Consider the following 25,364-nt stretch of genomic DNA (forward strand, 5'->3'; position numbering starts at 1 on the left):
GTCATCAGCACCGTGAACCTGCGACCAAGAGATGAGAAGCACCGCGTAGATCATGGGTGGCGTGGTGCCCCCGGCAGCCAGCGTCATCAGCACCGTGAACCTGCGACCAAGAGATGAGAAGCACCGCGTAGATCATGGGTGGCGTGGTGCCCCCGGCAGGAATCGAACCTGCGACCAAGAGATTAGAAGGCTCCTGCTCTATCCGCTGAGCTACGGGGGCGAACCCGACCACGATACCGTGCCCGCTCCTCCGTCCCGGTAGCGGTCCAGCCAGGCTCCGCACCGGGTTTCGTGCACCGCGCCCCGACTAGTCGCGGTGCGGTGCACGAAACGCGGTGTCTCGCGCGCCCCGGAGGTGCGGGGCGGCCAGGCGGACCGGTGGCGACGTCCGGTCGGTCAGCTGGTCAGGTCGTACAGCGTGACCCCGTCGACCTCGGTCGAGGAGAAGTTCGCCTCGACCCAGGCCGCGATCTCGCTCGAGGACGAGCTGCCGCCGTTCGACTGCCCGACGGTACCTCCGACGAACCAGTGGATCTGCCCGTCGGCGACGTACTGCTCGAACTGCGCCAGGGTCGGTGACGGGTCGCTGCCGTTGAATCCGCCGACCGCCATGACCGGGTCGCCCGTCGCGAGCTGGTAGCCCGCCGCGCTGTTCGACCCGACGGCCGCGGCGACCCAGGTGTACCGGTCCGCGTCCGCGCCGACCACGGCAGCGAGCTCGTCGCTGACCGAGCCCGAGCCGAGCAGCGAGCCGGCTCCGCCCCCGCCACCGGGGAGTCCGCGCGTGGCCGTACCCGCGCCTCCTGCGGTTCCCGCGCCGGTGCCGGTGCCGGTGCCCGCTCCCCCGCCGGTGCCGCCCGGCAGCTGCGGGGGCGTTCCGCCAGCCGCGCCACCGGGCCCGCCACCAACGGCCCCGCCGCGACCGCCGAAGCCGCCGGCGCCGCCCGCGCCACCACCGCCGAACCCGCCCGTGCCACCCGACACGGTCGGCCCGGCCGTGACGATCGAACCGGTGTGGGCCGTCGACACGGTCTCGACCGAGTAGGCCGCCGGAGCCAGCAGGCCGCCCGTGAGCAGCACGGCGAGGGTCGCCGCCGTGAGCGCCCGGCCCCGTCGCGGCAGCAGCACGAGCACGGCGCCCACGACGGCGAGCGCGACGACGACGTACCGGAGCCACGGCTGCCAGGACTCCGCCCGTCCGAGCAGCACCCAGGCCCAGACGCCCGTGAGCAGAGCCGACGCCGCCAGCACGATCCGCACCCACGACCGGGCCCGTCGTCGCCACAACACGTCGGCCGCAGCCCCGAGGGTGACCGCGATGGCCGGGGCGAGCGCCACCGTGTAGTACGCGTGGAAGATGCCCGACATGAAGCTGAAGACGAGGGCGGTCAGCACCGTCCAGCCCCCGAACAGCAGCAGGGTCGCCCGACGGGCCGAGGTCCGGTGTCGCCAGCCGAGCAGCACGAGTGCCGAGACGCCGATCACGAGGGCGGCGGGAAGCAACCAGGTGATCTGGCCCCCGAACTCGCCCGTGAAGAGCCGGGTGATGCCGGTCTCGCCCCACAGGCCTGTCGTGGCGGCACCGGTGCCGCCGCCCCCGCCCGTCACGCTGCCGGTCTCGTCACCCGTGAGCCGTCCGAGGCCGTTGTAGCCGAAGGTCAACTCGAGGAACGAGTTGGTCTGCGAGCCGCCGACGTACGGCCGCATGCCCGCGGGCACCAGCTCGACGAGGGCGACCCACCAGCCGGCCGACACCACGACCGCACCGAGCGCGGCCAGCAGGTGCAGCAGCCGCTTGCGCAGCAAGACGGGCGCCGCGACGAGGTACACCCCGGCCAGTACGGGCAGGATGACGAACGCCTGCAGTTGTTTGGTCAGGAAGCCGAAGCCGATCGCCACGCCCGCCCAGACGACCCAACGGACGCGGCCCGTCTCGACGCCGCGCAGCGTCAGGTACGTGGCGAGGGTCAGCAGCAGCGCGAGCAGCGCGTCGGGGTTGTTGAAGCGGAACATCAACGCGGCGACCGGGGTCAGCGCGAGGACTCCACCGGCGACGAACGCGGCGACGCCCGAGAAGTGCCGCCGCACCGTGGCCCAGACGAGTCCGACGGTCGCGACGCCCATCAGTGCCTCGGGCAGCAGGATGCTGAACGACGACAGTCCGAACACCCGGACCGACAACGCCATGACCCACAGGCTCGCGGGCGGCTTGTCGACCGTGATCGAGTTCGCGGCGTCGGACGAGCCGTAGAGGAACGCCTCCCAGTTCTGCGAACCGGCCTGCACCGCGGCCGAGTAGAACGAGTTCGCCCAGCCGTTCGCCGACAGGTTCACCAGGTAGAGAGCCCCCGTGGCGACCAGCAGCGCGAGGAACGCCGGTCGCTCCCACCGTGCCGCGTCCTCACGCCCGCGCACCAGGCGACGAGCGAGCGGACGGAGGCGCGGGCCGGCCGACCCGGACGGCGAGCGTCGATCGGTCAGCGGCACCGGCGTGGTCCCGGCGCTCATCGACCGACCACCGTGACGTCGTCGTCGCCGGCCACGGCGGCGACGCGGGTGGCGAGGTCGGACACGGGGTCGGCGACACCGACCCGCTCGTCGGCCGGTCCCGGCGTCACGTGCGTCGCCTCCGACCGGAACACCCAGACGCGCAAGAGCACGAAGCGCAGGACGGTCGCGACGAGGTTCGCGGCCGTCAAGACCAGCAGCTCGGCCTGCGCGTCGGCCGCGGGAGCCGCGGCGTGCAGCACGACGAGCGACCCCGAGGTCAGCGCCCAGGCGAGTACGAAGACCATCAGCCCTTGCAGTTGGTGTCGCGCCACGCCCGACGCCCCCCGTACCCCGAACGTGAACCGCCGGTTGGCGGCCGTGTTGACCACGGCCGTGACGAGCAACGACACGAAATTCGCCGCCTGGGCCGGCATCACCTGCTGCGCGCCGAGGTAGAGCAGCGCGTACGCGGCGGTCGAGGCGACCCCGACGACGCCGAACCGCACGACCTGCGAGAAGAACGTCGGAGGCGCGGGCGGCTCGAACGGACGCCTCCCGATCGCGTCGTACACCGCTTGGACCGGGATCGCGCCCCGGGCGATGCCCGTGCCCACGCGCAGCATCCCCTTGAGGTCGGCGGCGGCCGTGGAGACGATGTCGACCGAGCTGTCGGGGTCGTCGACCCAGTCGACCGGCACCTCGTGGATGCGCAGGCCCGAGCGCTCGGCGAGGATCAGCAGTTCGGTGTCGAAGAACCACCCGGTGTCCTCGACGAGGGGCAGCAGTCGCTCGGCGGCCTCGCGCCGGATCGCCTTGAAGCCGCACTGGGCGTCGCTGAACCCGACCCCCATCGTGCGACGCAGCAGGAAGTTGTAGCTGCGCGAGACGAATTCCCGCGTGCCGCCGCGCACGACCCGCGACGACCGGCTCAGCCGGGTGCCGATCGCGAGGTCGGAGTGGCCGGAGAGCAACGGTGCGACGAGCGGGCCGAGCGCAGAGAGGTCGGTGGAGAGGTCTTCGTCGAGGTAGACCAGCACGTCGGCGGGCGAGGCCGCCCAGACCTGCTTGAGGGCACGGCCTCGGCCCTTCTCGGCGAGGTGGACGGCGGTCACGCACCGCAGGCGTCGGGCGAGGTCGTCGGCGAGGGCCGGCGTGCCGTCGGTGCTGGCGTTGTCGGCCACGGTGATGCGCCAGGTCTCGGTGACGTGGCGGGTCAAATGGTCATGGAGGCTCGTGATGCTGGCCTCGAGGGTGGCGGCCTCGTCGAAGACGGGCACCACGATGTCGAGACGCAGGATGTCGGTGTCAGGCATGGGACCACGATCGGTCGCCACGCCATCAGCGGCCTCGCATCAGTCGATGGCGACGCCGCGGAGATCCTATGGGCCTTCCATGACAGGGGTCCCGCGATCAGATCGCGAGGGCCAGGGCCCCGAGCAGGCGGTCCAACGTCGGCACGCCCGGTGAGCGGAAGACCACCTCGCCGTCGTCCCGCGTGACCACGATGGTGGGCGTGCTCCGGACCTCGCGCCGTTCGGCGTCGGCGGGCCGGGCGGCGACGTCGGCCTCGTCGACGACGAGCGAGGGCACGAGGCCTTTCGCCTCGGCGACGACCGCCCTGGCCGCGTGGCAGGGACCGCAGAAGGCCGACGTGTAGAGCTCGAGCATCATGCCGGGGACAACGAGGAGGCGCGGGGGAAACTTCCCCCGCGCCTCCTGCGGTCTGGTGAGTCGGTGCGGCCGGGGCCGCCGACGTCAGTTGTCGCGGTCGTCGTTGCGGTCTTCCGGGTCGACGACGGGGTCGCTGTCCTTCGCGTCGAGCGAGTAGTGGACCTGCAGTTGTTCGCCGACCATCTTGGCCTCGGTGGCGGTGTAGACGATGCCGGTCTCCATGCCGTCGATCAACACGAAGTCGGTGATCTGCTCGTCGTACGAGCCGTCGGTGCTGATGCGGGTGTCGGTGGAGCCGTCGCTCGGACCGCCGTCGAAGAAGACGACGTACTCGGAACCCTCGGCCACGGTGGGCTTGCTGTCTGTCATGTCCACAGGTCTACCAGGAGGCACGGAGTCGGCGCCCAGCTTCGTTCGGCGAAACCGCATAGCCAAGCTATATAGCTTGGCTATACACTTGAGGGATGACTCCCCAGCCGACAGACATCTTGGAATCCCTCCTGACGTCGACCCATCGCCTGACGCGCATCGCCGCGCAGGAGACCGGCCGCACCACCTCACCCGCCGTGTGGCGCACGCTCTCGATCCTGACGACCGACGGCGAGCTCCGCGTCGGAGACCTCGCCCGGGCCAGTCGCGTGTCGCAGCCCACCATGACCAAGCTCCTCCGAGGCCTCGCCGAGGACGAGCTCGTCAAGCGCATCGCCGACACCGACGACTCCCGAGCGTGGCTCATCGCCATCACCGACAAGGGCACGGCGGCGCTCGTCGAGTGGCGGGGGCAACTCGCCGACTCGCTCGGCGGCCTCTTCGCCGACCTGGACGACGACGAGTGGGCCGTGCTCGAGCACGCCACCCGCCTCCTGGCGTCACGGGTCGGCCATCGCGCCGCCGGCCACGCCGACGTCCACTCCGACGCCGAGGCGGTGTTCGCGTGAGCGCCTCCGCCTCGAGCTCCTCGTCCTCTTCCGGCACCGCGCACGGAGCCGGGCCGAGCATCCTGAAGCAGCCGACCGCCGTGTGGGCCATCGCCTTCGCCTGCGTCGTCGCCTTCATGGGCATCGGGCTCGTCGACCCGATCCTCCCCGCCATCGCCGAGTCGCTGAAGGCCAGCCCGACCCAGACCGAACTGCTCTTCACGAGCTACCTCGCCGTCACGGGCGTGGCGATGTTCTTCACCAGCTGGGTGTCGAGTCGACTCGGCGCCAAGCGCACCCTGCTGATCGGGCTCGCCCTGATCGTGCTCTTCGCCCTGCTCGCCGCCACCAGTGGCGACGTCTGGTCGATCATCGGCTTCCGTGCCGGCTGGGGGCTCGGCAACGCCCTGTTCATCTCGACCGCCCTCGCGACGATCGTGGGCGCGGCATCCGGCGGCACGGCCTCGGCGATCATCCTCTACGAGGCGGCCCTCGGACTTGGCATCGCCATCGGCCCCCTGATCGGCGGCCTGCTCGGCTCGGTCAGCTGGCGCGGCCCGTTCTTCGGCGTCACCACCCTGATGGCGATCGCCTTCATCGCGATCGTGCTGTTCCTCAAGGGCGGCGCCATGGAGAAACCCACGCCCACGACGCTGTCCGCCCCGTTCCGCGCCCTGGGCCGCCCGGCCCTCGGCGCCCTCGCGGCGACCGCCCTGTTCTATAACATCGGATTCTTCGTCCTGCTCGCGTACACGCCGTACCCGTTGGGCTTCGGGGCTCTCGGCATCGGGTTCACCTTCTTCGGCTGGGGCGTCGGCCTCGCGATCACCTCGGTCTGGGTCGCCCCGCTGCTGACCGCACGCCTGCGTCGGACGACCGTGCTGCGCATCGCACTCCCCCTGCTCGCGCTCGACCTCGCCGCCGCCGCGGTCGTCGTCAGGACGCCGGCCGCCCTCGTGGTCTGCGTGGTGGTCGGCGGCCTGGTGCTCGGCGTGCTCAACACGGTGCTGACCGAGTCCGTCATGGAGGCGACCGACCTGCCCCGCTCGGTCGCGTCCAGCGCCTACTCGGGCGTGCGCTTCCTCGGCGGCGCCGTGGCCCCACCCGTCGCGACCCTGCTCGCCGACACCATCGACCCGAGTGCCGCCTACGTGTTCGCCTCCGCGAGCGTCGCCGTGGCGTTCGTCGTCGTGGTCGCCGCCCGCGGGGCCCTGCGCCGGGTCGACGACGGCCCCGAACCGGCTCGCGTCGAAGCCGAGGCCATCGGAGCCGGCGAGGCGATCTGACCGGACCGCACCGCGCCTCCTGCCCTGGCCCCGTCCAGGAGGCGCGGTGCCGGAAGGGCACCGGACTAGACTCGCGGAATGGCTACGAGCAACGACCGACTGGTCTGGATCGACTGCGAGATGACCGGGCTCGACCTCTCGGTCGACGAACTGGTCGAGGTGGCCGTGGTCGTGACCGACTTCGACCTGAAGCCCGTGCACCCCGGCTTCGCCATCGTCATCAAGCCGGACCAGACCGCCCTCGACAACATGGGCGACTTCGTCACCGAGATGCACCGCTCGTCCGGCCTCATCGACGAGATCCCGGACGGCGTCAGCCTCGCCGAGGCCGAGTTCGAGGTGCTCGAGTACATCCTGAAGTACGTGCCCACCGAGCAGCACGCACCCCTCGCCGGCAACACCATCGGCACGGACCGCGCGTTCCTCGCCAAGTACATGCCGCGCGTCGACGGCCACCTGCACTACCGCAGCGTCGACGTGTCCTCGATCAAGGAGCTGGCCCGCCGCTGGTTCCCCCGCGTGTACTTCAACGCTCCGCAGAAACACGGCGGACACCGGGCCCTCGCCGACATCCTCGAATCCATCCGCGAACTCGAGTACTACCGCCGCGCCGGATTCGTCGCCGACCCGGGTCCCACCACCGAGGACGTCCAGGCGATCTCGAAGGCCGTCGTGGACGAATGGGCCCCCCGGCTGTAGTAGAGTCTTCTCGTTGCGATCGCCTCGGCAGTCGACAGCATCGTCGGAAACGACACATGGTGGGTATAGCTCAGCTGGTAGAGCGCCTGGTTGTGGTCTAGGAGGCCGCGGGTTCAAGCCCCGTTACTCACCCAAAATGAAATCCCCTGCCCTCCTATGGGCAGGGGATTTTTTGGGTTCTGGGGCCTTTTGGTCTCTGATGCGCGAGCGCATCCGAGACGTCCCAAATGAAATCCCCTGCCCTCCTATGGGCAGGGGATTTTTTGGGTTCTGGGGCCTTTCGGTCTCTGATGCGCGAGCGCATCCGAGACGTCGAGGGTCAGGACTTCGCTGCGCTCGTCGCGGTCACGGCCTGGCGGGTTGCCGCATCGCTGCGCTCGTCGTGGGCGAGGGGCAGCGTCCAGCGACAGGCCGTGTGGGCGTGCGAGAGTGAGAGGGTGGACGACTCCCCCGAGAACGGCGACGACGCGCTGGATGCCGACGAACGACCGGCAGCAGGCATCGACCCGGCGGAGGTGAGCGCGGAGGCGTTCGACGCGATGGTGGTCGACCAACTCGATCTGCTGCCCGACGACATGGTCGACGGGCTCGACAACGTCGTGTTCGTCACGGAAGACCGCCCTGAGGACGGCACGCTCGACCTGCTCGGCCTCTACGACGGCGTCGCCCTGACCGAGCGTGGACAGTACGGCTTCGGCGAACTACCCGACCGGGTCATCCTCTACCGAGAACCGCACCTCGCCGCCGTGGACGACCTCGACCAGCTCGCCGACGAGATCCACGTCACGCTCGTCCACGAGATCGCCCACTTCTACGGGATCGACGACCACCAACTGCACGAACTCGGCTGGGCCTGACGGAGGCCGCCGTCAGCCGATGATCTGGTACGTGAACCGGTAGGCGTCGGCCGGGAGGCCCTCCTCGAGGTCACCGACCATCTCGACGTCGAAGGCGTCGGGTCGCGAGACGACGAAGAACTGGGCCGACGCAGCCGTGTTCGACGCCGGACAGATCGAGACCACCGGCGCCGTGGCGAAGGGCTTCGAATAGCGGACCCGCACCTGCGTGCCGGGACGACGGGCCCGACCCGAACCGAAGCCGAGCGTTCCCCTCAGATCGGACCCCGACAGGGTGGGAGCCGGTGCGCCGTCGCCGTTCCGCCCCATGGCCGACGCCACGGGCGAGGGGCCACCGAGGGCACCCAGCAACCGACGTCCCACCGCGAGGTCGCCACCCCAGGCCCAGAGCGGCCGAGCCTCGACCTCTCGTCGGTCGACGACGTCGACGGCCGAGCCGGTCGTGGCGATCCGTGTCGTCGGATCGACGGCGAACCGCGAGCCGTACCCCTCCCCCAACTCGACCCCTGCCTGCGTGAAGCGACCGAGACGGGTGCCCACCAGGGCGAAGTCGTCGCCCTTGGTCAGCCGCACCAGCACGGTCGACGCTCCGACCTGGGCAGGGTCCGCGCCGAGCAGGGCACCGCCGAGCAGTCGGATGCCGCCGTCGATGTCGACGCCACGACGTCGCCTCTCGTCGTGCTCGATCAGGGGACCCGGGCCACCGTAGATCGTCGGGGCGACGAACTCGATCTGCCGGACGTTGCCGATGCGCACGGTCGCGTCACCGCCCGATCCAGCCCGCTGCAACGTCTCGATGTGCGGGGCGATCAGCCTCACGAACTCGACGAAGTACTCGGCGGTCGAACCCCAGGCGAGATCGAGGGCGACGTTCGCACTGCCCTCGATGTGCAGGTTCACGCAGGTGAACGTGTTCGTGTTCGACCCACCCGACGCCGGTGACCGCACGACGACCGCGGCCGCGTCGGCCGACCCGCAGTTGTTGACGAAGAGATCCGACCAGAGGTTGTTGTTGACGCGCTCGACGAGGAGGGCCGTTCCGGCCACGCCGGCCAACTGCACCCTGTCGAAGCGCGACTCGAACCCGTTCACGACCTGGACGAGGGGTGCCGCCGAGCCGTTGCCCTGCAGGGTCAGCCCCTCGAGCGTGACACCGTTCCCGTCGACGACGAGCATCGGCCTCGTCGAACGGGCGAGGTGCCGGATGGTGACGCCACCGTCGGTGGAAGCCCCGTACCGACTGACGTCGGCCCCCGCGCCCTGGATCGAGACCAACAGGGGCACCGTGACGGAGTCGACGACGTACGTGCCCGCCGGGACGAGCACACGCCCCCGGACCACCCTGGCCGCCTCGACGGCCGCGGCGAAGGCGGCGGTGTCGTCCGTCAGACCGTCGCCGACGGCACCGTGGTCACGGACGTCGACCCCCGTGCGGTCGTCCGACGTCCCGACCTCCGCAACCGGCACCGCCCCGGAACCGTCGGCGGGCGGCCCGTCGGAGGGCGGCCCGTCGTCGGCGCGAGCGACATGGGCGCCGGGGGCGACGGCCGCGGCACCGGCCGCCGCGATGCCCGCCGCACCGACGAGCAGGAAACCGCGACGCGATCGGATCGGCGTCTCGTCGAGTGGATCGGTCATGACGGCAGGGTACACGAGCGTGGGTAATATATGCCTCACCACATGTCGTCAGAAGATCGGGTGCACACCATCGACCAGAACATCGCCTCTCGCCGTCCCGCCCCCGCCCACCGTCTCGACATCCAGGCCCTCCGGGCCCTCGCCGTGACGATGGTGGTCCTCGAGCACGTCACGGGGCGGCCCGCCGGCGGATTCGTCGGGGTCGACGTGTTCTTCGTCGTGTCGGGGTTCTTGATCACGGGGCTCCTGCTGCGCGAGGCCGATCGTCACGGACGGATCTCGATCGCGGCCTTCTGGCGACGACGCATCCGCCGCATCGTGCCGGCGAGCGTCCTGGTGCTCGTCCTGGGCACGGCGGCCACCTGGCTCGTCGTCGGCTCGTCCCGCGGGGCGTCGGCGGCGATCGACGCGCTCTGGTCCGTCGCGTCCCTCGCGAACTGGCACTTCGCCGCCACCGGGACCGACTACTTCGCCGCCCAGGGCCCCGAGTCGCCCTTCCAGCACTACTGGTCCCTCGCCGTCGAGGAGCAGTTCTACCTGGTCTGGCCCGTCGTGGTCGTCGCCGCGGTCGCCGTCGCCCGGCGACGGAAGGGGCCGACCGTCCCGAGGGTCGCCCTGGGGGTCCTGCTGCTGGTGCTCGTGCTCGGATCGCTGGCGTGGGCCTGGCACCAGTCCACGACGTCGCCGACCGTCGCCTACTTCTCGAGCCTGACCCGCGCATGGGAGCTCGCGCTCGGAGCGCTCCTCGCGACGGCGGCCCCCACGATGACCCGGCTCCCCGCCGTCCTCCGTCCGGCCCTGGCGTGGGTCGGCCTCGTCGGCGTCGTGGCCTCGGCCTGGGTCACGACGAGCACCGTCCCGTTCCCGGCCCCCGGCGCCCTGCTGCCCGTGGCGGCCACGCTGCTCGTCCTCGCCTCGGGCACGGGGTGCGCCGGCACACCGTGGCTCGGGCCCCTCGCCGGCCGGCCCGTGATGATCGTGGGAGACCTCTCGTACTCGATCTACCTCTGGCACTTCGTCGCCCTGGTCGTCGGCACGTCGGTGCTCGGCGACGAACCGGCCCGGCTCTGGCCGGCCGTCCTCGTGTCCACCCTCGTCCTGTCCGCCCTGACCTACCACTTGGTCGAACGACCGTTCATCACCTCGCCCCTGCTCGAGCCGGGACCACCCGCGCACGCCTGGCGACGGTGGAGACGAGACCATCGATCGACCTACCGGCGCGGAGGGGCAGCGCTGCTCGCGGTGGCCGCCCTCACGGCCACCGTCCTCGCCGTGGACGCCGTCCGCCCCGCCGCCGCTCCACCCGTCCTGCCCTCCGCGTCGACCGACGGGGGCCCCGTCGGTGCCGCAGGGGGGACGACCGGCGAGCCCGGCGGGCCCGCCGAGCCCGGCGGGCCGGACGGTTCCGACGGCCTCGACGTCCCGTCGGTCGACGAGTGGTCCGGCGAGGTGGGCAGGGCGCTGTCGGCGACCTCGTGGCCCGAGCTCGACCCGAGCATCGAGTCGGTCCTCGACGGGACGCGGACCGGCAGCCCGCACCTCGCCTGCGGGGACGCCGAGGCCCAGGGCCTCACCCCGGACGACTGCTCGTGGTCCTCTCCCTCGGCGAGCACCACCGTGGTGCTCGTCGGGGACTCGACGGCGATGCACCACCTCGACGCGCTCGTCCCCCTGGCCGAGTCGGCCGAGAGCGGGTTCACCCTCGTCAACCGGGCCAAGTTCGCCTGCCCGTTCGTCGACATCCGCGTCCAGAACGACGTCACGGGCATCCTCGAGTCCTGCCGGGCGCACAACGACCAGACCCTCGCCCTGATCGACGAGACGCACCCCGACGTCGTCCTCGTGACCAACTCGTACCAGACGCTCTCCGAGGACGGGGGCGGCACGATCACGCCCGATCGGTGGTCCGAGGGCTTCGGCGCCTACGCCCGGCGCCTGGCCGAGGCCGCGGGGTCCGTCGTCGTCCTCACTCCGCCGCCGGACGACGCCGACATCGCGTCGTGCTTCCGGCGCGGGGGCAGCCCCGTCGACTGCATCTCCCGGACGTCCCGGACCTGGATCGACCGCGCGGCCGCCGATCAGGACGTGCTCGAGTCGATCGGCGGCGTGCTGGTCGACCTGCGTGTGCTGACCTGCGTCAGCGACCTCTGTCCGGCGTTCGTCGGCGACGTCCCCGTGAAAGAGGATCGCGTCCACCTCACGACCGCGTTCGCACTCGCCGTGTCACCCGTCCTGGGCGACCTGCTCAAAGCCCGGGGCGTGCTCTGAGGTCGGCGACCACCCGGCCGAGACGACCACGTCGGCGAGCTCCCGGGGCGACGAGCGCGCGAGGTGCCGATCCTCCTGAGCGGCCCAGACGTCCCACCACGGTTCGAAGGCGGCACCGTCGCGGTCGAGGGCCCGTCGCCGACGGGTGTCCGCGTCGAGCTCCAGCCAGACGCGGACGTCGGCGAGCGACGAGGAGGCGCGGGTCACCGCCCCGGCCCCTTCGACGATCAGCGAGACGGCCGGGTCGAGCACCTCCCACGCCCCCGCGCGGTCGTGCTCCCAGTCCCACCGCTGCCATCCCGGAGCGACCGGCGACAGGATGGACGTCTCGAGCGCCCGGGAGGCCGCCTCGAGCCCGTACCAGCCCGGGTAGACGTCGTCGAGGTGCACGAGCCGTGCAGGGCCCAGCCGGTCGTCGGGCCACGCGGCGGCCACCGCACGACCGAGCGTGGTCTTGCCCGAACCCGAGCGGCCGTCGATCAACAGGACCACGCGACGCGAACCGACCCGCGCCTCCTCGGCTCGGCGGAGCAGGACGTCGACGGCCTCGTCGACGACGACGTGCTCAGGCAAGGACGAACTCCCACGTGCCGGCCAGGACGGCCGCGGTCACCGAGGTGGCGGCGATGACGACGCCGATGGCGACGAGGACGACGTCCCGCAGGCCGAACGACGACGGACGCGCCCAGGTGCGCGGGGCGTCGCTGCCGAAGCCCTTGGCCTCCATGGCGGTGGCGAGCTTGCTGCCGCGTCGGACCGACAGCACGAGCAACGCGAACGCCTGCTGTCCGAACCGCCTCAGCGCACCGATCGGGCCGCCCGAGTCCGCGACGCCCCGGGCCCGTCGGGCCAACGCGAGCTGGCGCCAGTCGTCCATGAACAGCCCGACCAGACGCAACCCGGCGAGTCCCCCCAGCACGAAACGCGCCGGCAGCCGCAACACCTGCCCGAGACCGTCGGCCAGGTCGGTCGGGTCGGTCGTCGCGAACAGCACGATGCCCGGCACGCCGACGGCGAGGATGCGCAGGCCGATCGCGCCGGCGAGGGCCAGCGACCCCTCGGTCACCGAGAGGAACCCCCACTCGACCACCGACGCCCCGCCGTCGCGTCCGTAGAGGGCGATGGCGACGACCGACGTCGGGGCGGCGATCCAGAGCGGCGCCGTACGGGCGAGCAGCTGCCGGGCCGACAGACCGGCGAAGGGCAGCAACAGCCCCTCGAGCAGCAGAGCGGTGCCGGCCGAGACCCAGTCGATCGACAGCAGGAGGGCGAGCGCGAGGACGACGGCGGCGAGCAGCTTCGCGACCGGGTTGACGCGCCCGACCACGCCGGTCGCCACGACCGGGGTGAGCACGCTCATCGACGCGCCTCGACGGGGTCGGCGCGGCGGGCGTGGGCGCTCAGGTCGAGCACGTCGTCGGCGAGGGCCGCCACGAACTCCGCGTCGTGGGTCACGGCGACGACTGCGCGGCCCTCGTCGAGCAGGTCGGCCAGCAGGACCACGAGCTCGTGCCAGGTGCGGGCGTCCTGCCCGAAGGTCGGTTCGTCGAGCACGAGCACCGACGGGCGCGAGGCGAGCACGGTCGCGACCGAGAGCCGGCGCTTCTCGCCGCCCGAGAGCGTGAACGGGTTCGCACCGGCCAGGTGGTCGAGCCGCAGGCGGTCGAGGAGGTGGTCGACGCGCGACGCGACCTCCCTCGGGGACGCGCCCAGCGCCTCCGGACCCACCGCCAGCTCACGACGGACGGTCGCCGTCAGGAACTGGTGCTCCGGGTCCTGGAAGACGGTGCCGACGCGGGTGAGCAGCTGTCGGGGCTTCCATCGGATCGGAGACGGACCGGCGCCGTCGGCGAACGACGGCGTGGCCTCGAGGACTCCGGCGACGGGGGCGAGCAGCCCCGCGACGGTGAGGGCGAGCGTGGACTTGCCCGAGCCGTTCGTGCCGGTCACCGCGAGCGCCCGCCCCTCGACGACCGTGAGGTCGATGCCCGTGGCCACCGCGCGGCCCTTGGGCCCCTTGTGCCCCACGTCGAGACCCGACGCCGTCACCAACCGGTCACCGGTCGTGCGCGACCGGACGGGCGCAGGAGGCGCGGCGCCGGGCACCCAGACCCCGGCGGCGACGAGGCGGTCGCGTTCGGCACGCAGCACGTCGTCGGGGCGACCGTCGGCCAGGACTCCCCCACCGGAGTCGAGCACGACGACGCGGTCGACGACGGGCAGCCAGACCGACACGCGGTGCTCGACGACGACCAGCGTCGCCCGGGTGTCGGCGACGACGCGGGCCACGGCGTCGCGCACCTCGACGACGCCCTCGGGGTCGAGGTTGGCCGTCGGCTCGTCGAGGAGCAGCAGGCCAGGACGCATGGCGAGGGCCCCGGCGAGCGCCAGTCTCTGCTTCTGGCCACCGCTCAGCTCGGACGTGGACGCGGACGGCGGGAGGTCGAGCCCGACGGCGTCGAGGGCATGCCCGACGCGGCGCCAGATCTCGTCGCGGGGCACGCCGAGGTTCTCGCAGCCGAACGCGACGTCGTCGCCCACGCGGGCGAGGACGACCTGCGAGTCGGGGTCCTGCAGGACGAGGCCGACCCGGCCGCGCTGCTCGGCGGGGGCGCGGCCGTCCACCAGCAGGTCGCCGGCCTCGTCGCCCTCGTCGTCTCCGCCCAGCACCCCGGCGAGGCCTGCGAGCAGCGTCGACTTGCCGGCGCCGGACGCGCCGAGCAGCAGCACGCGCTCACCGGGGGCGACGTCGAGGTCGAGCTGCGAGACGGCGGGCAGGCGACGACCGGCGTGCCGCCACCCCCAGCCCCGGGCGGTGACGCGGGCACCCGCGTCCACCGCCGGCCGTCCGCCGCTCGTTCCGCTCACGGGAAGGACCACGAGGAGGCGCGCCTAGATCCGGGCGTCCGCCGAGCGTCCCGAGGCGAACCGCGAGAGCGCGCCCGTGCGGGCGAGGCCGCGGGCCGCGAGCCACGAGAGCAGGCCGGCGATGACGGTGCCCGAGACGACCGAGGTCACGACGTAGATCGTCTTCGAACCGGCGGCGTAGGCGGCGGCCGAGGCGAAGCTCGTGTCCATCAGGCCGACGGCGAGGCCGGCGACGGCACCCGCGAGCAGAACCGTGCCGATCCGCCACGACTTGTAGAGGAAGACCGCGAGCACGATCTCGGCGCCCAGGCCCTGGACGATGCCCCAGATGAGCACCGAGAAGCCCCACTGGGTCCCGATCAGCATCGAGACGACCGCCGCGACGACCTCGGTGTAGACGGCGGCCCCGGGCTTGCGGATGACGATGCCGCCCAGGACGCCGGCGAAGAGCCAGCCGCCGTTGAGGATGCCCTCGAAGCCGCCCGAGAAGCTCAGGACGCTGTCGATGGGCGTGTAGGCCAGGCCCCAGGCCCAGAAGACGACGCCGGCGGCCACGCCGATGACGCTGGCCACCACGATGTCGACGACGCGCCAGCGCCGGGTGGGGGTGGTGCGAGCCTTCGGCGTGAAGCCGGTCGACCTGTCGCGAGCCGCCGTGGAACGGTTTTCGGGCGTGGACGTGGCCATCTGTTCTTCTCCTCCCTGCGCTGGCATGACCCAGATCAGGTTCGACGGTCGAAGCGTGGTTCGCTTCCTCTCAGCCCGGCTCACCGGACTCCCGTGTGTTGTGGGGACGATCATAGCGCCGGGCCGAGGGACGCGTCCGCGACGGCGTCGACCGAACGGTCCGCCTAGGGTGGCGGCATGAGTTGGCCTCCCGTCGCACCGCCCGCGCCTCCGGCTCCGCCGCCGGGCCCGGCCCGCCCTCGGCCACGCCACCCCGCCCGGCTCGTCCTGCCGATCACCTCGGTGGTGCTCGTGGTCGTCACCGGGGTCGTCCCCTTCGTCGTCCTCCAGCCGATGATCCACTCCTACCGCGGCGAGGCGGCGGCGTACGGCATCCACGCCTTCGGCGTCGCGACGGTGGCGTCGGTGCTGTGCTTGGTCCTCGCGGTCGTGACGGTCGTCGTCGGCGTGGTCTCACTCGCCCTCCGACAGCGCCTGATGGGGTTGCCGATCACCGCCGTCACCCTGGCGGTGCTCCTCGCCTTCGCCGGGCCGGTCGCCTACCTGCTGATCGCCCTGTCGGCCGACGCGTACTGACGCGTCAGAGTCCGGCGGCCTTCCGGACGAGGGCGGCGACGGAGGCGCGGGTCGCGTCGTCGGCGCCGGTCACCGCGTACGAGGTGGCCCAGAGCGTGCCGTCGTCGAGCTGCGCACCGTCCTGGAACCCGAGGGTCGAGTAGCGCGTGCCGAACTTGACGCCGGGCTGGAAGAACACGACGGCCTTGCCGTCCTCCCGGGCGTAGGCGGGGAAGCCGTACCAGGTCTTGGGGGCGAGGTTCGGGGCGTGCTCGGCGACGACCTCGTGCACCATCTGGGCGATGGGCCGCTCGACGTCGGTCATGGCCGCGATGGCGTCCGCGGCGTCCTGCGCCTCGGCGGCAGACTTGTCGGCCAGCTTCTGACGCTTCGCCTCGGCCCGCAGTTCGGCGGCGCGCTGCTTCATGGCGGCCTTCTCTTCTTTGCTGAACCCGGCGTCGGCCATGATCGTGCCCTTCTCGTGCGTGCGTGCGTCGGCTCGGTCGGGTCGGCGTACGCCCCATGGTGACATGCCTGGCGGATCCGTCGTCCGCCCTGCGTCCAACGCGCTCCCTCGATCGAGGGATGCGCCGAGGGCCGGAGCATCCACCGGGACGACGCTACGCCGCGCGGCCCCGAGGAGGCGCGCTCGGTCGGTCCACCGTGCCGCCCCGGTCCGCCTGTCAAGATGCAGCATGACCGTCGCCCGGATCCTCCTGCTCTTCGCCCTCGCGGCCGTCGCCGAGATCGGTGGCGCCTGGCTGATCTGGCAGGCCGTCCGGGAGAACCGGGGCTGGCTCTTCGCCCTGCTCGGCATCGTCTCGCTGGGTGCCTACGGCTTCGTCGCCGCGTTCCAACCCGACGCGGACTTCGGGCGGGTGCTGGCGGCCTACGGCGGCGTGTTCGTCGCGGGCTCGCTCGCCTGGGGCATCGTGGTCGACGGGTTCAAGCCCACGACGTGGGACTTCGTCGGTTCGGCCGTGAGCCTCCTCGGCGCCGGCATCATCGTGCTCGCGCCCGTGCTCAGCTCGACGACGGGCGCCGAGGCCGACGCCTGACCATCGCGGGTCAGGACGGGAGGTCGAGGCGGCCCGGGTTCAGGGCGGCCCACTGCAACAGCATGATCGTCTTGCCGTCCACGATGCGCCCGTCGGCGATCATCTCGAGGGCGTCCCGGAACGGCAGCTCGAGGACCTCGATGTCCTCTCCTTCCTCCTCGACGCCACCCCCGTCACCGGTGCGGTCGGCCACCGAGTACGTGGCGGCGTAGAAGTGCACGCGCTCGGTCACCGACCCCGGGCTCATGTAGGCGTCGAACACGTGGATCAACCCGCCCACCTCGACCCCGAGTTCTTCGCGCGTCTCTCGGCGGATCGCGGTCTCGGGATCGTCCTCGTCGAGGAGTCCCGCGGCGGTCTCGACCAGCATCCCGTCGGGATGGTCGTTCACGTAGGCGGGGAACCGGAACTGCCGGGTCAGGAGCACCGTCGCCCGCCGCGGGTCGAACAGGAGGATCGTCGCCCCGTTGCCGCGGTCGTACGTCTCGCGCTGCTGGGTCGACCACCGCCCGTCGCGACCGCGCACGTCGAAGGTGGTACGGCGGAGCACGTGCCAGCCGTCCGAGGTCACCTCGACGTCGCGGACCACGACGTCGGGGTTGCGGGCGAGGTCGCGGCCGGTGAGGTCGAGGCCCGTCCGTCCGCGACCGTCGGGGGAACGGGAGCCACGAGAGTTCATCACCCCACGAAAATAACGGAGGGCGACGACCCGCGAGGGCGGGAACGACCGGTGATGACATCCGTCACACGATGTGGTGACGCCTCGGCACTTCTCGAGGACGTCACCCTCTGGTGTGCTTCCGGAGGAGCGTCCGGACCCGACCCGGACGCCCGGAGAGAAGACCCCGTGCGTAGATCCCTGAAGGTGACCCTCTGGACCGTCGGTGCCCTGGTGGCCCTGCCCGTCCTGACGCTGGCGACCACGTCGATCGTCGACGTCGTCGCCACGGGGTCGGAGCAAGCCGCCATCACCTCGTACGGCGAGCTCGTACCCGTCGACGGGAGGGAGATGAACGTCGTCGTCAGCGGGTCCGGGGCGGACACGATCGTCCTGCTCCCGGGCCTCGGGACGGCGGCACCCGGCCTGGACTTCCAGCCGCTGATCTCCGAGCTCGACGACACCCATCGCGTCGTCGCCGTGGAGCCGTTCGGCACCGGGCTGAGCGACCAGACCGACTCCCCCCGCACGGCGGAGAACATCGCAGGCGAGGTGCACGAGGCGCTGCGCCGACTGGGCATCGACCGCTACGCGCTCATGGGGCACTCGATCTCGGGCGTCTACGCCCTCGAGTACATCAGGCTCGTCGGGGACGAAGTCACGGCCTTCATCGGGATCGACAGCAGCGTCCCCGACCAGCCCGGCGCGGAGGACCCCGTACCGACCGACGGACTGACCACGCTTCGCGGCCTGGGTCTGATCCGCGTGGCGAACGCACTCGCCGGCGACGCCTACGCCGGACTGCCGTACGACGAGGGCACGAAAGAACAGATGCGCTTCCTCACCACGAAGAACTCGACCGCTCCGACCCTGCTCGACGAGATGGACCACGCAGCGATCAACTTCGCGTCGGTCAGCGGACGGACGTTCCCGGCGGACCTGCCGGTCCTTCTCTTCGTGGTGCAGAACGGCGCCGACGACGACGGGTGGCTCGAGCTGCACGAGGCCCAAGCGGCGAGCGTCGACCGCGGCCAGGTCGTCGCGCTCGACGGAGACCACTACCTGCACCACACGCAGTCGACTCGGATCGCCGACGACACCGACGAGTTCCTCGCCGGGTGAGGCAGCACGGGAAGGGTGGAGGTCACGGCGGGGTAACGAAGTAGATGCGTTCCAATCCTTTTCGGGCCCGGTGGCGAACCCAGTACATCCCCACCGGGACCAACTGACAAGGAGCTTCACCATGAACGCTTTCACTCGCAAGAACATCACCAAGACCACCCTCGGCCTCGTCGCCTCGGGCGCCCTGCTCTTCTCCCTCGCCGCGTGCTCGATGGACTCCGGCACCTCGACCGACACGTCCTCCTCGTCGAGCTCGTCGTCCTCCGAGCCCAGCGCCGCGTCGACGCCCGCCGCGTCGATCGCCGACCTCAGCAACGGCGTCGACACCCAGGTCGCCGTGGACGCGTCCTTCGTCGACGCGATCACCTCGCTCGGCCTGACCCCGGGCGTCGTCGGCACCGCGACCTTCACCGACGGCACGTTCGCGTTCCCGATCACGGGCGGCAACGTCGACTACTACGGCCCCGACAGCGACGTGCGCCCCTACGTCCAGGGCGAGATCGACCACGACGGCTCCGGCCTCAGCCTGACCTCGGCCGACGGCACCGTCGTCGAACTCACCGACTTCCGCATCGACCCGGGCGAGAGCAAGCTCTACGGCACCGTCACCGCCAACGGCACCGTCGCCGCCGAAGACGCCTACCTCTTCAACCTCTACGGTGGCACGCTCAAGCCCATCCAGATGGAAGGCTCCAACGCCGTCCTCGAGGGCACCACGGTCCACGTCAGCCCCGACGCCGCCGCCCTGCTGAACCAGACCTTCAAGACCGACGCCGTCCAGGACGAGATGCTCGTCGGCGTCGCGAAGATCACCGTCGCCACCGAATAAGCAACACCCCCGCCTGCCGGCCTCCGGGTCGGCAGGCCCCCGGGTCGTCTCCGTGGCGACGCGCCGGCCCTCACCTTCCGTCGAGGACCGGTCATCCCGGTGGCCCCCCTCGCGCTCCCCTGCGCGAGGGGGTTTCCTCTGCCCTGGCCACGCCGCCGACCGACGAACGGAACCCCATGGTCCCCACCGCCTCCCCCCTGACTCCCCCGATGCTCCTCGGGCACCTCCCGACGCATCCCCACGCCGCGCCCGTCGAGGTGCACCTGCCCCGCTCGCGGTTCCCCGTGGCGATCAGCTTCGAGTCGTCGGACACGTGGTCGATCGCCGAGCGCTTCGGCGAGCAGCTCGTCAGCCACGGGCGACTGGCCTACCGCGCCGGCGCGTTCGTCGTCCGCACCGCGGCCGGCACCACCCGCTACGGCCACTCGTGGCAGGCCGCCGTCACCGCCCACCTGCTCCGCCGCGGCTGACCACGGCCGTCGTGATGATCCGCCCGGGGAGCCCCGGCGGATCACCCGGGTGTCGGCGATCGGATCGGCCCCGTCCGCCCCGGCGGCCGACCATCACCACCCGGTTCAGCCCAACGTCAGCTGCCCGTCGGCCTCGAGCCACTCGAGGCCCTCGACGACGGCCTGGACCGAGGTGTAGCGCGGCGAGTAGCCCAGCAGACGGCGCGCCTTGGCGATGCTCATCGAGTGGCTGCGCGACGCGTGCTGCCAGGACGCGTCCGCGTTCTCGTCGGACGTCTGGTCTCGGAACTCGGCCCACGAGACGAACCGCAGCCGCGCCTCCTGCCCGTGGTGCCGAGCGATCGCCTCGGCGAGACCGCGCAGCGTGATCGCCCGCTCGCTGACGACGTGGAAGGCCTCACCGACCACCTGCGAGTGCCGCTCGGCCGCGAGCTGGAACGCCTGCGCGACGTCGTCGGCGTGGACGTGGTGGACGGTCTCGAGCCCGAGGCCCGGCATCGCGATCTCGCGCCCGGCGGCGAGGGCCTCCCAGACGGAGAGGTCGAGGTTGCCGACCGCGTTGATCATCGGCCAACCCGGGCCGGTGATGTGCCCGGGGTGCAGCACGATGCTCTGCACTCCGCCCGGGCGCCGTGACTCGCGGAGCAGCAACTCTTCGATGGCGGCCTTCTGCGTGCCGTACTCGCCGAACGGGGTGCGCTCGTCCTCTTCGGTGATCGGCACCTCACGCGACGGACCGTGCACCCAGACCGTGCCGCAGTGCACCAGCACGGTGCCCGTGCCCTGCAAGGCGTCGACCATCTGCCGCGCCGACGCGACCGTGAAGCAGATCATGTCGATCACGACGTCGGCCCCGAGCCCGGCGATCTCGCCCGCGAACGTGCCGTCGGCGTCGCCCGCCTCGCGGTCGAGCAGGAGGCGCGTCACGCGTGACCACGCCGCGTGCGACCGGTAGGGCTCGGACTCCCCCCGGCTGACGGCGACCACCTCGTGGCCGGCCTCGACGAGTCGCGGGACGAGGAATCCGCCCACGTGGCCGGTGGACCCGATGACGACGATCTTCACGACGCGACCTTCGACACGATCGAGAGGGCCGGGAACGGACGGCGGGGACGAAGGGTGGCAGCTCTGCGCACGGCATCGGAGGACATGGCTCGACGCTACCCGGCGCCCCCGACAGCGGTGTACCCCGCATGGGGGTCACGCGGCGTCCCCTCAAGTGCCCACTGCGCCGTGGCCCCGGATTCTTCAGACTTCCTCTGAGGAGCACGGCGGCTCGTCGGATCATCGGGCACGGCCCGCGACGAGCCATCCGCTCCGCGCGTCCCATCCGGCACGCGCGACCCGACGAGGAGAACCATGACCTTCACCGACCCCCGCGCCCGCGGCACCCGCCGCCGCGTCACGACCGTCTGCCTCGCGGCGTCCCTGACCCTGGGACTCGTCGCCGTGGGCTCCGGCGCCGCCGTCGCCGCGCCTCCCACGGCCGCGCCCGGTGCACCCGCCGCACCAGGCAAGCCGGGTCCCGCTCCGACGCTGCCGGTCGTCGAGGGGCCGGTGATGAACTACGTCGTCAACGCGGGCAAGGCCAACCCCGGCGCGACCAAGCAGGTCGAGCGGGCGGTCGCCGCGGCCGGCGGCAGCGTCATCGCCGCGTACGCCGAGCTCGGCGTGGTCGTCGCGCAGTCGAGCAACGCGAACTTCGCCCCCTCGGTGCGGAGCGACAAGGCCGTCTCGTCGGCCGGTGCCACCCGCACCGCCGCGGTCGCCGAGACCGACCCGACCTACGGCGTCGGCACGACCGCCCCGGGCCCGGGCAAGCCCGTCAGGCCCGGCCACCCGGGCGGTCCAGGCAAGCCCGGTGGTCCCGGACACCCCGGCAAGCCGAAGGCCGCGACCTCGCCCGAGCAGCGGCTCGAAGAGGCCACGACCGTCGTCGCCGACCCCCTCGAGGCCCAGCAGTGGGACCTCACGGCCATCGGGGCCGACCAGGCGCACCAGGTCACCGACGGCAGCCGCGACGTGCTCGTGGCCGTCCTCGACTCGGGCATCGAGGGCGACCACCCCGACCTGCAGCCGAACATCGACGTGGCCGCCTCGGCGAGCTGCCTGACCGGGACGCCCGACTCGAGCTACGCCGCCTGGCAGCCCACGACGAGCGACCACGGCACCCACGTGGCCGGCACGATCGCCGCGGCCCGCAACGGCGTCGGCATCGTGGGCGTCGCCCCGGGCGTGACGATGTCGGCCGTCAAGGTCGTCAGCGACGACGGCTTCATCTACCCCGAGGCCGCGATCTGCGGCTTCATGCAGGCCGCTGCGACCGGTGCCGACATCACGAACAACAGCTACTACGTCGACCCGTGGCAGTTCTGGTGCGGCTCGGACGTCGACCAGGCGGCCGTGCTGACCGCCGTCGACCGCGCCGTGCAGTTCACCCAGAAGAAGGGCATCGTCAACGTCGCGGCGGCCGGCAACTCGTCGATCGACCTCGCGAACAAGACGGTCGACACGGACAGCCCGAACGACACCACGCCGACGACCCGCCCGATCGACTCACGCTGCCTCGACATCCCGACCGAGCTCGACGGCGTGGTCACCGTGTCGTCGACCACCTCGGCCGGGGCGAAGTCGGGCTTCTCGAACTACGGCGAGGGCGTCGTCGACGTCGCGGCCCCCGGTTCGGCCATCCTCTCGACCGTGACCGGCGGGGGCTACGGGACCAAGTCGGGCACCTCGATGGCCTCGCCGCACGTCGCCGGCGTGCTGGCCCTGCTGAAGTCGACCCACCCGCGTCTCGGCGGCACGGCCCTCGTCGGGTTGCTCGAGCGACAGGCGACCGACACCCCGTGCCCGACCGGCACGACCACCTGCACCGGCACGCCGGCCGACAACGGCTGGTTCGGTGAGGGGATCGTCGACGCCCTCGCCGCCGTGACGAAGTAGCCGACCCAGCAGGAGGAGCACCACAGAGCGAGCACCGCCCCGACGGGGCGCCCGCCCGGCCCGTGCGGCCCGGCGGGCGCCCCGTCCTCGCGCGGACGGGGCGCCCGTTCGCCCCTAGGCTGAGCGAGTCCCAATCGGAGGTTCGATGCACACCTGGCCCGGCAACCCCTACCCCCTCGGCGCGACCTACGACGGCAGCGGCACCAACTTCGCGATCTTCAGCGAAGCCGCCAGCAAGGTCGAGTTGTGCCTGTTCGACGACGACGGCACCGAGACGAGGGTCGAGTTCACCGAGGTCGACGCCTACGTCTGGCACGCCTACCTGCCCACCGTGCAACCCGGTCAGCGCTACGGCTACCGCGTGCACGGCGAGTACGACCCCGCGAACGGCTCGCGTGCCAACCCGAACAAGCTCCTCCTCGACCCCTACGCCAAGGCCACCTGCGGCGAGATCGACTGGGACGAGGCGCTGTTCGCCTACACGTTCGGCGACCCCGACTCGCGCAACGACAAGGACAGCGGCCCGCACATGATGCTGGGCGTCGTCATCAACCCGTTCTTCGACTGGCAGGGCGACCGCGCCCCCAAGTACAGCTACGACGAGACCGTCATCTACGAGGCGCACGTCAAGGGCCTCACCGAGACGCACCCCGACATCCCCGAGGAAGAACGCGGCACGTACGCCGGCGTCGCGAACCCGGCGATCATCGACCACCTGAAGAAGCTCGGCATCACGACCCTCGAGCTGATGCCCGTGCACCAGTTCGTGCAGGACAACACCCTGCTCGAGAAGGGCCTCAGCAACTACTGGGGCTACAACACCATCGGGTTCTTCGCCCCGCACGCCGCCTACTCGGCCACCGGCGACATCGGCCAGCAGGTGCAGGAGTTCAAGACGATGGTGCGGGTGCTGCACGACGCCGGCATCGAGGTAATCATCGACGTCGTGTACAACCACACGGCCGAGGGCAACCACCTGGGTCCGACCCTCTCGTTCAAGGGCATCGACAACGCCGCCTACTACCGGCTGATGGACGGCGACCAGCAGCACTACATGGACTACACGGGCACCGGCAACAGCCTGAACGTCCGTCACCCGCACTCGCTGCAGCTCATCATGGACAGCCTGCGCTACTGGGTCACCGAGATGCACGTCGACGGCTTCCGCTTCGACCTCGCCGCGTCGCTCGCCCGCGAGTTCTACGAGGTCGACCGTCTCTCGACCTTCTTCGAGCTCGTGCAGCAGGACCCGATCGTCTCGCAGGTCAAGCTGATCGCCGAGCCCTGGGACGTCGGCCCCGGTGGCTACCAGGTCGGCAACTTCCCGCCCCAGTGGACCGAGTGGAACGGCAAGTACCGCGACACCGTCCGCGACTTCTGGCGCGGCGAGCCCTCGACGCTCGGCGAGTTCGCCAGCCGGATCACCGGCTCCGCCGACCTGTACGAACGCGACGGGCGACGCCCGGTCGCGAGCATCAACTTCGTCACCGCTCACGACGGCTTCACGATGCGCGACCTCGTCAGCTACAACGACAAGCGCAACGACGCCAACGGCGAGAACGGCAACGACGGCGAGAGCCACAACCGTTCGTGGAACTCCGGGGTCGAGGGCGAGACCGACGACGGAGAGATCCGCGCCCTGCGCGAGCAGCGTCAGCGCAGCTTCCTCGCCACCTTGCTGCTCAGCCAGGGCGTGCCGATGCTGCTGCACGGCGACGAGCTCGGTCGCACGCAGGGCGGCAACAACAACACGTACGCACAGGACAACCAGATCAGCTGGATCGACTGGCCCAACGCCGACCGCGAGCTGATCGAGTTCGTCGCCGAGGTCATCAAGCTCCGCCACGACCACCCGACCTTCCGCCGCCAGCGGTACTTCAACGGCCGTCCCGTCACCCGTGGCGAGGGCGAGCCCCTGCCCGACATCGTCTGGTTGACGACCGAGGGCGACGCCATGCAAGAGGGCGAGTGGAACGAGTCCTACGCCAAGGCGATCGGCATGTTCCTCAACGGCAACGGCATCCGTGGCCGTGACGCCCGAGGCGGTCGCATCACCGACGTCAACTTCGTCCTGTACTTCAACGCCAGCGCCGAGACGGTCACCTTCGTCCTCCCGCCCGACGAGTACGCCCAGGGCTGGGAGGTCGTCGTCGACAGCACCGTGACGGCGCCTCCGCCGCCCGCCAGCGCCGCCCCCCGCACCCCGACGGCCACCCGCGCCGCCACCACCACCCAACCGCCCTCGACCCCGCAGGCCCCCGCGGCGCTGCGGGCCGGCGATCGACTCCCCGTGGCGGGTCGCTCGCTCGTCGTCCTGCGTGCCACGGCCGAGGAAGAACTGTGAC

General features: G+C 71.5%; 24 protein-coding genes, 2 tRNA genes and 1 riboswitch. Of the genes, 13 read left to right on the plus strand and 13 right to left on the minus strand.

Annotated elements, in window-relative coordinates; genetic code table 11:
* Positions 1–144 precede the first annotated feature (144 nt).
* The 5 genes from HQQ78_RS08880 to HQQ78_RS08900 form a co-directional block, all read right to left on the minus strand.
* A tRNA-Arg gene (locus tag HQQ78_RS08880) sits at positions 145–220 on the minus strand.
* A 176-nt stretch (positions 221–396) separates the two neighbouring features.
* Entirely contained in the window at positions 397–2,508 is a 2,112-nt protein-coding gene (locus HQQ78_RS08885) for a glycosyltransferase family 39 protein (protein WP_173152574.1), read from the minus strand.
* Positions 2,505–3,803 (minus strand): bifunctional glycosyltransferase family 2/GtrA family protein, encoded by a 1,299-nt coding sequence (locus tag HQQ78_RS08890; protein ID WP_173152577.1) that lies wholly within the window; start codon positions 3,801–3,803, stop codon positions 2,505–2,507. The genes HQQ78_RS08885 and HQQ78_RS08890 overlap by 4 nt, the downstream gene beginning before the upstream one ends.
* Positions 3,804–3,900: 97 nt before the next feature.
* Complete coding sequence (locus tag HQQ78_RS08895; protein WP_173152580.1) at positions 3,901–4,161, minus strand: thioredoxin family protein; 261 nt, start codon at positions 4,159–4,161, stop codon at positions 3,901–3,903.
* An 84-nt stretch (positions 4,162–4,245) separates the two neighbouring features.
* Positions 4,246–4,530, minus strand: a complete 285-nt coding sequence (locus HQQ78_RS08900; RefSeq protein ID WP_148053715.1) for an oligoribonuclease — start codon at positions 4,528–4,530, stop codon at positions 4,246–4,248.
* A 95-nt stretch (positions 4,531–4,625) separates the two neighbouring features.
* Between HQQ78_RS08900 and HQQ78_RS08905 the strand changes: the two genes are divergently transcribed.
* The 5 genes from HQQ78_RS08905 (at position 4,626) to HQQ78_RS08925 (ending at position 7,920) form a co-directional block, all read left to right on the plus strand.
* The gene (locus tag HQQ78_RS08905; RefSeq protein WP_056048448.1) at positions 4,626–5,099 is read left to right on the plus strand and encodes a MarR family winged helix-turn-helix transcriptional regulator; all 474 of its coding nucleotides are present in this window, start codon (positions 4,626–4,628) and stop codon (positions 5,097–5,099) included.
* Positions 5,096–6,364 carry an MFS transporter gene (locus HQQ78_RS08910; RefSeq protein WP_173152583.1) on the plus strand — a complete coding sequence of 423 codons (1,269 nt, stop codon included), beginning with the start codon at positions 5,096–5,098 and terminating at the stop codon, positions 6,362–6,364. The genes HQQ78_RS08905 and HQQ78_RS08910 overlap by 4 nt, the downstream gene beginning before the upstream one ends.
* Before the next feature lie 78 nt (positions 6,365–6,442).
* Positions 6,443–7,063, plus strand: a complete 621-nt coding sequence (gene orn, locus HQQ78_RS08915; RefSeq protein ID WP_173152585.1) for an oligoribonuclease — start codon at positions 6,443–6,445, stop codon at positions 7,061–7,063.
* A 59-nt stretch (positions 7,064–7,122) separates the two neighbouring features.
* Positions 7,123–7,195, plus strand: a tRNA-His gene (locus tag HQQ78_RS08920).
* 407 nt (positions 7,196–7,602) lie between these two features.
* On the plus strand, positions 7,603–7,920 hold the full coding sequence (locus tag HQQ78_RS08925) for a metallopeptidase family protein (RefSeq protein WP_173154727.1): 318 nt from the start codon (positions 7,603–7,605) through the stop codon (positions 7,918–7,920).
* Positions 7,921–7,932: 12 nt separating this feature from the next.
* Here the strand turns inward: HQQ78_RS08925 and HQQ78_RS08930 are convergent, their stop codons facing one another.
* The gene (locus HQQ78_RS08930; protein WP_173152587.1) at positions 7,933–9,558 is read right to left on the minus strand and encodes a glycosyl hydrolase family 28-related protein; all 1,626 of its coding nucleotides are present in this window, start codon (positions 9,556–9,558) and stop codon (positions 7,933–7,935) included.
* A gap of 42 nt (positions 9,559–9,600) precedes the next feature.
* Between HQQ78_RS08930 and HQQ78_RS08935 the strand changes: the two genes are divergently transcribed.
* The gene (locus HQQ78_RS08935) at positions 9,601–11,826 is read left to right on the plus strand and encodes an acyltransferase family protein (RefSeq protein WP_173152589.1); all 2,226 of its coding nucleotides are present in this window, start codon (positions 9,601–9,603) and stop codon (positions 11,824–11,826) included.
* Here the strand turns inward: HQQ78_RS08935 and HQQ78_RS08940 are convergent.
* The 4 genes from HQQ78_RS08940 to HQQ78_RS08955 form a co-directional block, all read right to left on the minus strand.
* The gene (locus HQQ78_RS08940) at positions 11,782–12,399 is read right to left on the minus strand and encodes an ATP-binding protein (protein ID WP_254065152.1); all 618 of its coding nucleotides are present in this window, start codon (positions 12,397–12,399) and stop codon (positions 11,782–11,784) included. The two genes, HQQ78_RS08935 and HQQ78_RS08940, sit on opposite strands and share 45 nt — an antisense overlap.
* On the minus strand, positions 12,392–13,186 hold the full coding sequence (locus HQQ78_RS08945; protein ID WP_173152591.1) for an energy-coupling factor transporter transmembrane protein EcfT: 795 nt from the start codon (positions 13,184–13,186) through the stop codon (positions 12,392–12,394). The genes HQQ78_RS08940 and HQQ78_RS08945 overlap by 8 nt, the downstream gene beginning before the upstream one ends.
* On the minus strand, positions 13,183–14,694 hold the full coding sequence (locus HQQ78_RS08950; protein ID WP_307785106.1) for an ATP-binding cassette domain-containing protein: 1,512 nt from the start codon (positions 14,692–14,694) through the stop codon (positions 13,183–13,185). Before HQQ78_RS08950 ends, HQQ78_RS08945 begins: the two co-directional genes overlap by 4 nt.
* Before the next feature lie 24 nt (positions 14,695–14,718).
* Positions 14,719–15,381 carry an ECF transporter S component gene (locus HQQ78_RS08955; protein WP_173152593.1) on the minus strand — a complete coding sequence of 221 codons (663 nt, stop codon included), beginning with the start codon at positions 15,379–15,381 and terminating at the stop codon, positions 14,719–14,721.
* A riboswitch (TPP riboswitch) is annotated at positions 15,377–15,485 on the minus strand. Its footprint overlaps the gene before it by 5 nt.
* A 73-nt stretch (positions 15,486–15,558) precedes the next feature.
* On the opposite strand from HQQ78_RS08955, the gene HQQ78_RS08960 reads away from it, so the two are divergent.
* Positions 15,559–15,957, plus strand: a complete 399-nt coding sequence (locus HQQ78_RS08960; RefSeq protein ID WP_173152595.1) for a hypothetical protein — start codon at positions 15,559–15,561, stop codon at positions 15,955–15,957.
* A 4-nt stretch (positions 15,958–15,961) separates the two neighbouring features.
* Here the strand turns inward: HQQ78_RS08960 and HQQ78_RS08965 are convergent, their stop codons facing one another.
* The gene (locus HQQ78_RS08965) at positions 15,962–16,402 is read right to left on the minus strand and encodes a hypothetical protein (protein ID WP_173152598.1); all 441 of its coding nucleotides are present in this window, start codon (positions 16,400–16,402) and stop codon (positions 15,962–15,964) included.
* Positions 16,403–16,631: 229 nt separating this feature from the next.
* Here HQQ78_RS08965 and HQQ78_RS08970 point away from each other — a divergent pair, with 229 nt between their 5' ends.
* Positions 16,632–16,994, plus strand: coding sequence for a YnfA family protein (locus tag HQQ78_RS08970; RefSeq protein WP_173152601.1), 363 nt, complete (start codon positions 16,632–16,634; stop codon positions 16,992–16,994).
* Positions 16,995–17,004: 10 nt separating this feature from the next.
* Here the strand turns inward: HQQ78_RS08970 and HQQ78_RS08975 are convergent, their stop codons facing one another.
* Positions 17,005–17,673: an NUDIX domain-containing protein gene (locus HQQ78_RS08975; protein ID WP_173152604.1), complete on the minus strand. Its 669-nt coding sequence runs from the start codon at positions 17,671–17,673 to the stop codon at positions 17,005–17,007.
* A gap of 168 nt (positions 17,674–17,841) precedes the next feature.
* Here HQQ78_RS08975 and HQQ78_RS08980 point away from each other — a divergent pair, with 168 nt between their 5' ends.
* From HQQ78_RS08980 to HQQ78_RS08990, 3 genes are all read left to right on the plus strand, one after another.
* Complete coding sequence (locus tag HQQ78_RS08980; protein ID WP_173152607.1) at positions 17,842–18,774, plus strand: alpha/beta fold hydrolase; 933 nt, start codon at positions 17,842–17,844, stop codon at positions 18,772–18,774.
* 121 nt (positions 18,775–18,895) lie between these two features.
* Positions 18,896–19,603 (plus strand): hypothetical protein, encoded by a 708-nt coding sequence (locus tag HQQ78_RS08985; RefSeq protein WP_173152610.1) that lies wholly within the window; start codon positions 18,896–18,898, stop codon positions 19,601–19,603.
* 176 nt (positions 19,604–19,779) lie between these two features.
* A complete protein-coding gene (locus tag HQQ78_RS08990; RefSeq protein WP_056048488.1) occupies positions 19,780–20,073 on the plus strand; it encodes a hypothetical protein in 294 nt (97 codons plus the stop codon).
* A 105-nt stretch (positions 20,074–20,178) separates the two neighbouring features.
* On the opposite strand, the gene HQQ78_RS08995 is transcribed toward HQQ78_RS08990, so the two are convergent.
* On the minus strand, positions 20,179–21,138 hold the full coding sequence (locus tag HQQ78_RS08995) for an NAD-dependent epimerase/dehydratase family protein (protein ID WP_173152613.1): 960 nt from the start codon (positions 21,136–21,138) through the stop codon (positions 20,179–20,181).
* Positions 21,139–21,432: 294 nt separating this feature from the next.
* On the opposite strand from HQQ78_RS08995, the gene HQQ78_RS09000 reads away from it, so the two are divergent.
* Together HQQ78_RS09000 and glgX are read left to right on the plus strand one after the other, a co-directional pair.
* A complete protein-coding gene (locus HQQ78_RS09000) occupies positions 21,433–23,019 on the plus strand; it encodes a S8 family serine peptidase (protein WP_173152616.1) in 1,587 nt (528 codons plus the stop codon).
* A 145-nt stretch (positions 23,020–23,164) separates the two neighbouring features.
* The gene (gene glgX / locus HQQ78_RS09005; RefSeq protein WP_082460561.1) at positions 23,165–25,363 is read left to right on the plus strand and encodes a glycogen debranching protein GlgX; all 2,199 of its coding nucleotides are present in this window, start codon (positions 23,165–23,167) and stop codon (positions 25,361–25,363) included.
* Position 25,364 lies beyond the last annotated feature (1 nt).

The organism is Frigoribacterium sp. VKM Ac-2859, assembly GCF_013204925.1.
Classification (GTDB): domain Bacteria; phylum Actinomycetota; class Actinomycetes; order Actinomycetales; family Microbacteriaceae; genus Frigoribacterium.

Coding starts and splice junctions, on each gene's coding strand:
- HQQ78_RS08895 (WP_173152580.1), bottom strand. CDS start 4,161: ATGATGCTCGAGCTCTACACGTCGGCCTTCTGCGGTCCCTGCCACGCG.
- HQQ78_RS08975 (WP_173152604.1), bottom strand. CDS start 17,673: ATGAACTCTCGTGGCTCCCGTTCCCCCGACGGTCGCGGACGGACGGGC.
- HQQ78_RS08905 (WP_056048448.1), top strand. CDS start 4,626: ATGACTCCCCAGCCGACAGACATCTTGGAATCCCTCCTGACGTCGACC.
- HQQ78_RS08965 (WP_173152598.1), bottom strand. CDS start 16,402: ATGGCCGACGCCGGGTTCAGCAAAGAAGAGAAGGCCGCCATGAAGCAG.
- HQQ78_RS08935 (WP_173152589.1), top strand. CDS start 9,601: ATGTCGTCAGAAGATCGGGTGCACACCATCGACCAGAACATCGCCTCT.
- HQQ78_RS08990 (WP_056048488.1), top strand. CDS start 19,780: ATGGTCCCCACCGCCTCCCCCCTGACTCCCCCGATGCTCCTCGGGCAC.
- HQQ78_RS08930 (WP_173152587.1), bottom strand. CDS start 9,558: ATGACCGATCCACTCGACGAGACGCCGATCCGATCGCGTCGCGGTTTC.
- HQQ78_RS08890 (WP_173152577.1), bottom strand. CDS start 3,803: ATGCCTGACACCGACATCCTGCGTCTCGACATCGTGGTGCCCGTCTTC.
- HQQ78_RS08960 (WP_173152595.1), top strand. CDS start 15,559: ATGAGTTGGCCTCCCGTCGCACCGCCCGCGCCTCCGGCTCCGCCGCCG.
- HQQ78_RS08925 (WP_173154727.1), top strand. CDS start 7,603: ATGGTGGTCGACCAACTCGATCTGCTGCCCGACGACATGGTCGACGGG.
- HQQ78_RS08970 (WP_173152601.1), top strand. CDS start 16,632: ATGACCGTCGCCCGGATCCTCCTGCTCTTCGCCCTCGCGGCCGTCGCC.
- orn (WP_173152585.1), top strand. CDS start 6,443: ATGGCTACGAGCAACGACCGACTGGTCTGGATCGACTGCGAGATGACC.
- HQQ78_RS09000 (WP_173152616.1), top strand. CDS start 21,433: ATGACCTTCACCGACCCCCGCGCCCGCGGCACCCGCCGCCGCGTCACG.
- HQQ78_RS08900 (WP_148053715.1), bottom strand. CDS start 4,530: ATGACAGACAGCAAGCCCACCGTGGCCGAGGGTTCCGAGTACGTCGTC.
- HQQ78_RS08985 (WP_173152610.1), top strand. CDS start 18,896: ATGAACGCTTTCACTCGCAAGAACATCACCAAGACCACCCTCGGCCTC.
- HQQ78_RS08885 (WP_173152574.1), bottom strand. CDS start 2,508: ATGAGCGCCGGGACCACGCCGGTGCCGCTGACCGATCGACGCTCGCCG.
- HQQ78_RS08955 (WP_173152593.1), bottom strand. CDS start 15,381: ATGGCCACGTCCACGCCCGAAAACCGTTCCACGGCGGCTCGCGACAGG.
- glgX (WP_082460561.1), top strand. CDS start 23,165: ATGCACACCTGGCCCGGCAACCCCTACCCCCTCGGCGCGACCTACGAC.
- HQQ78_RS08945 (WP_173152591.1), bottom strand. CDS start 13,186: ATGAGCGTGCTCACCCCGGTCGTGGCGACCGGCGTGGTCGGGCGCGTC.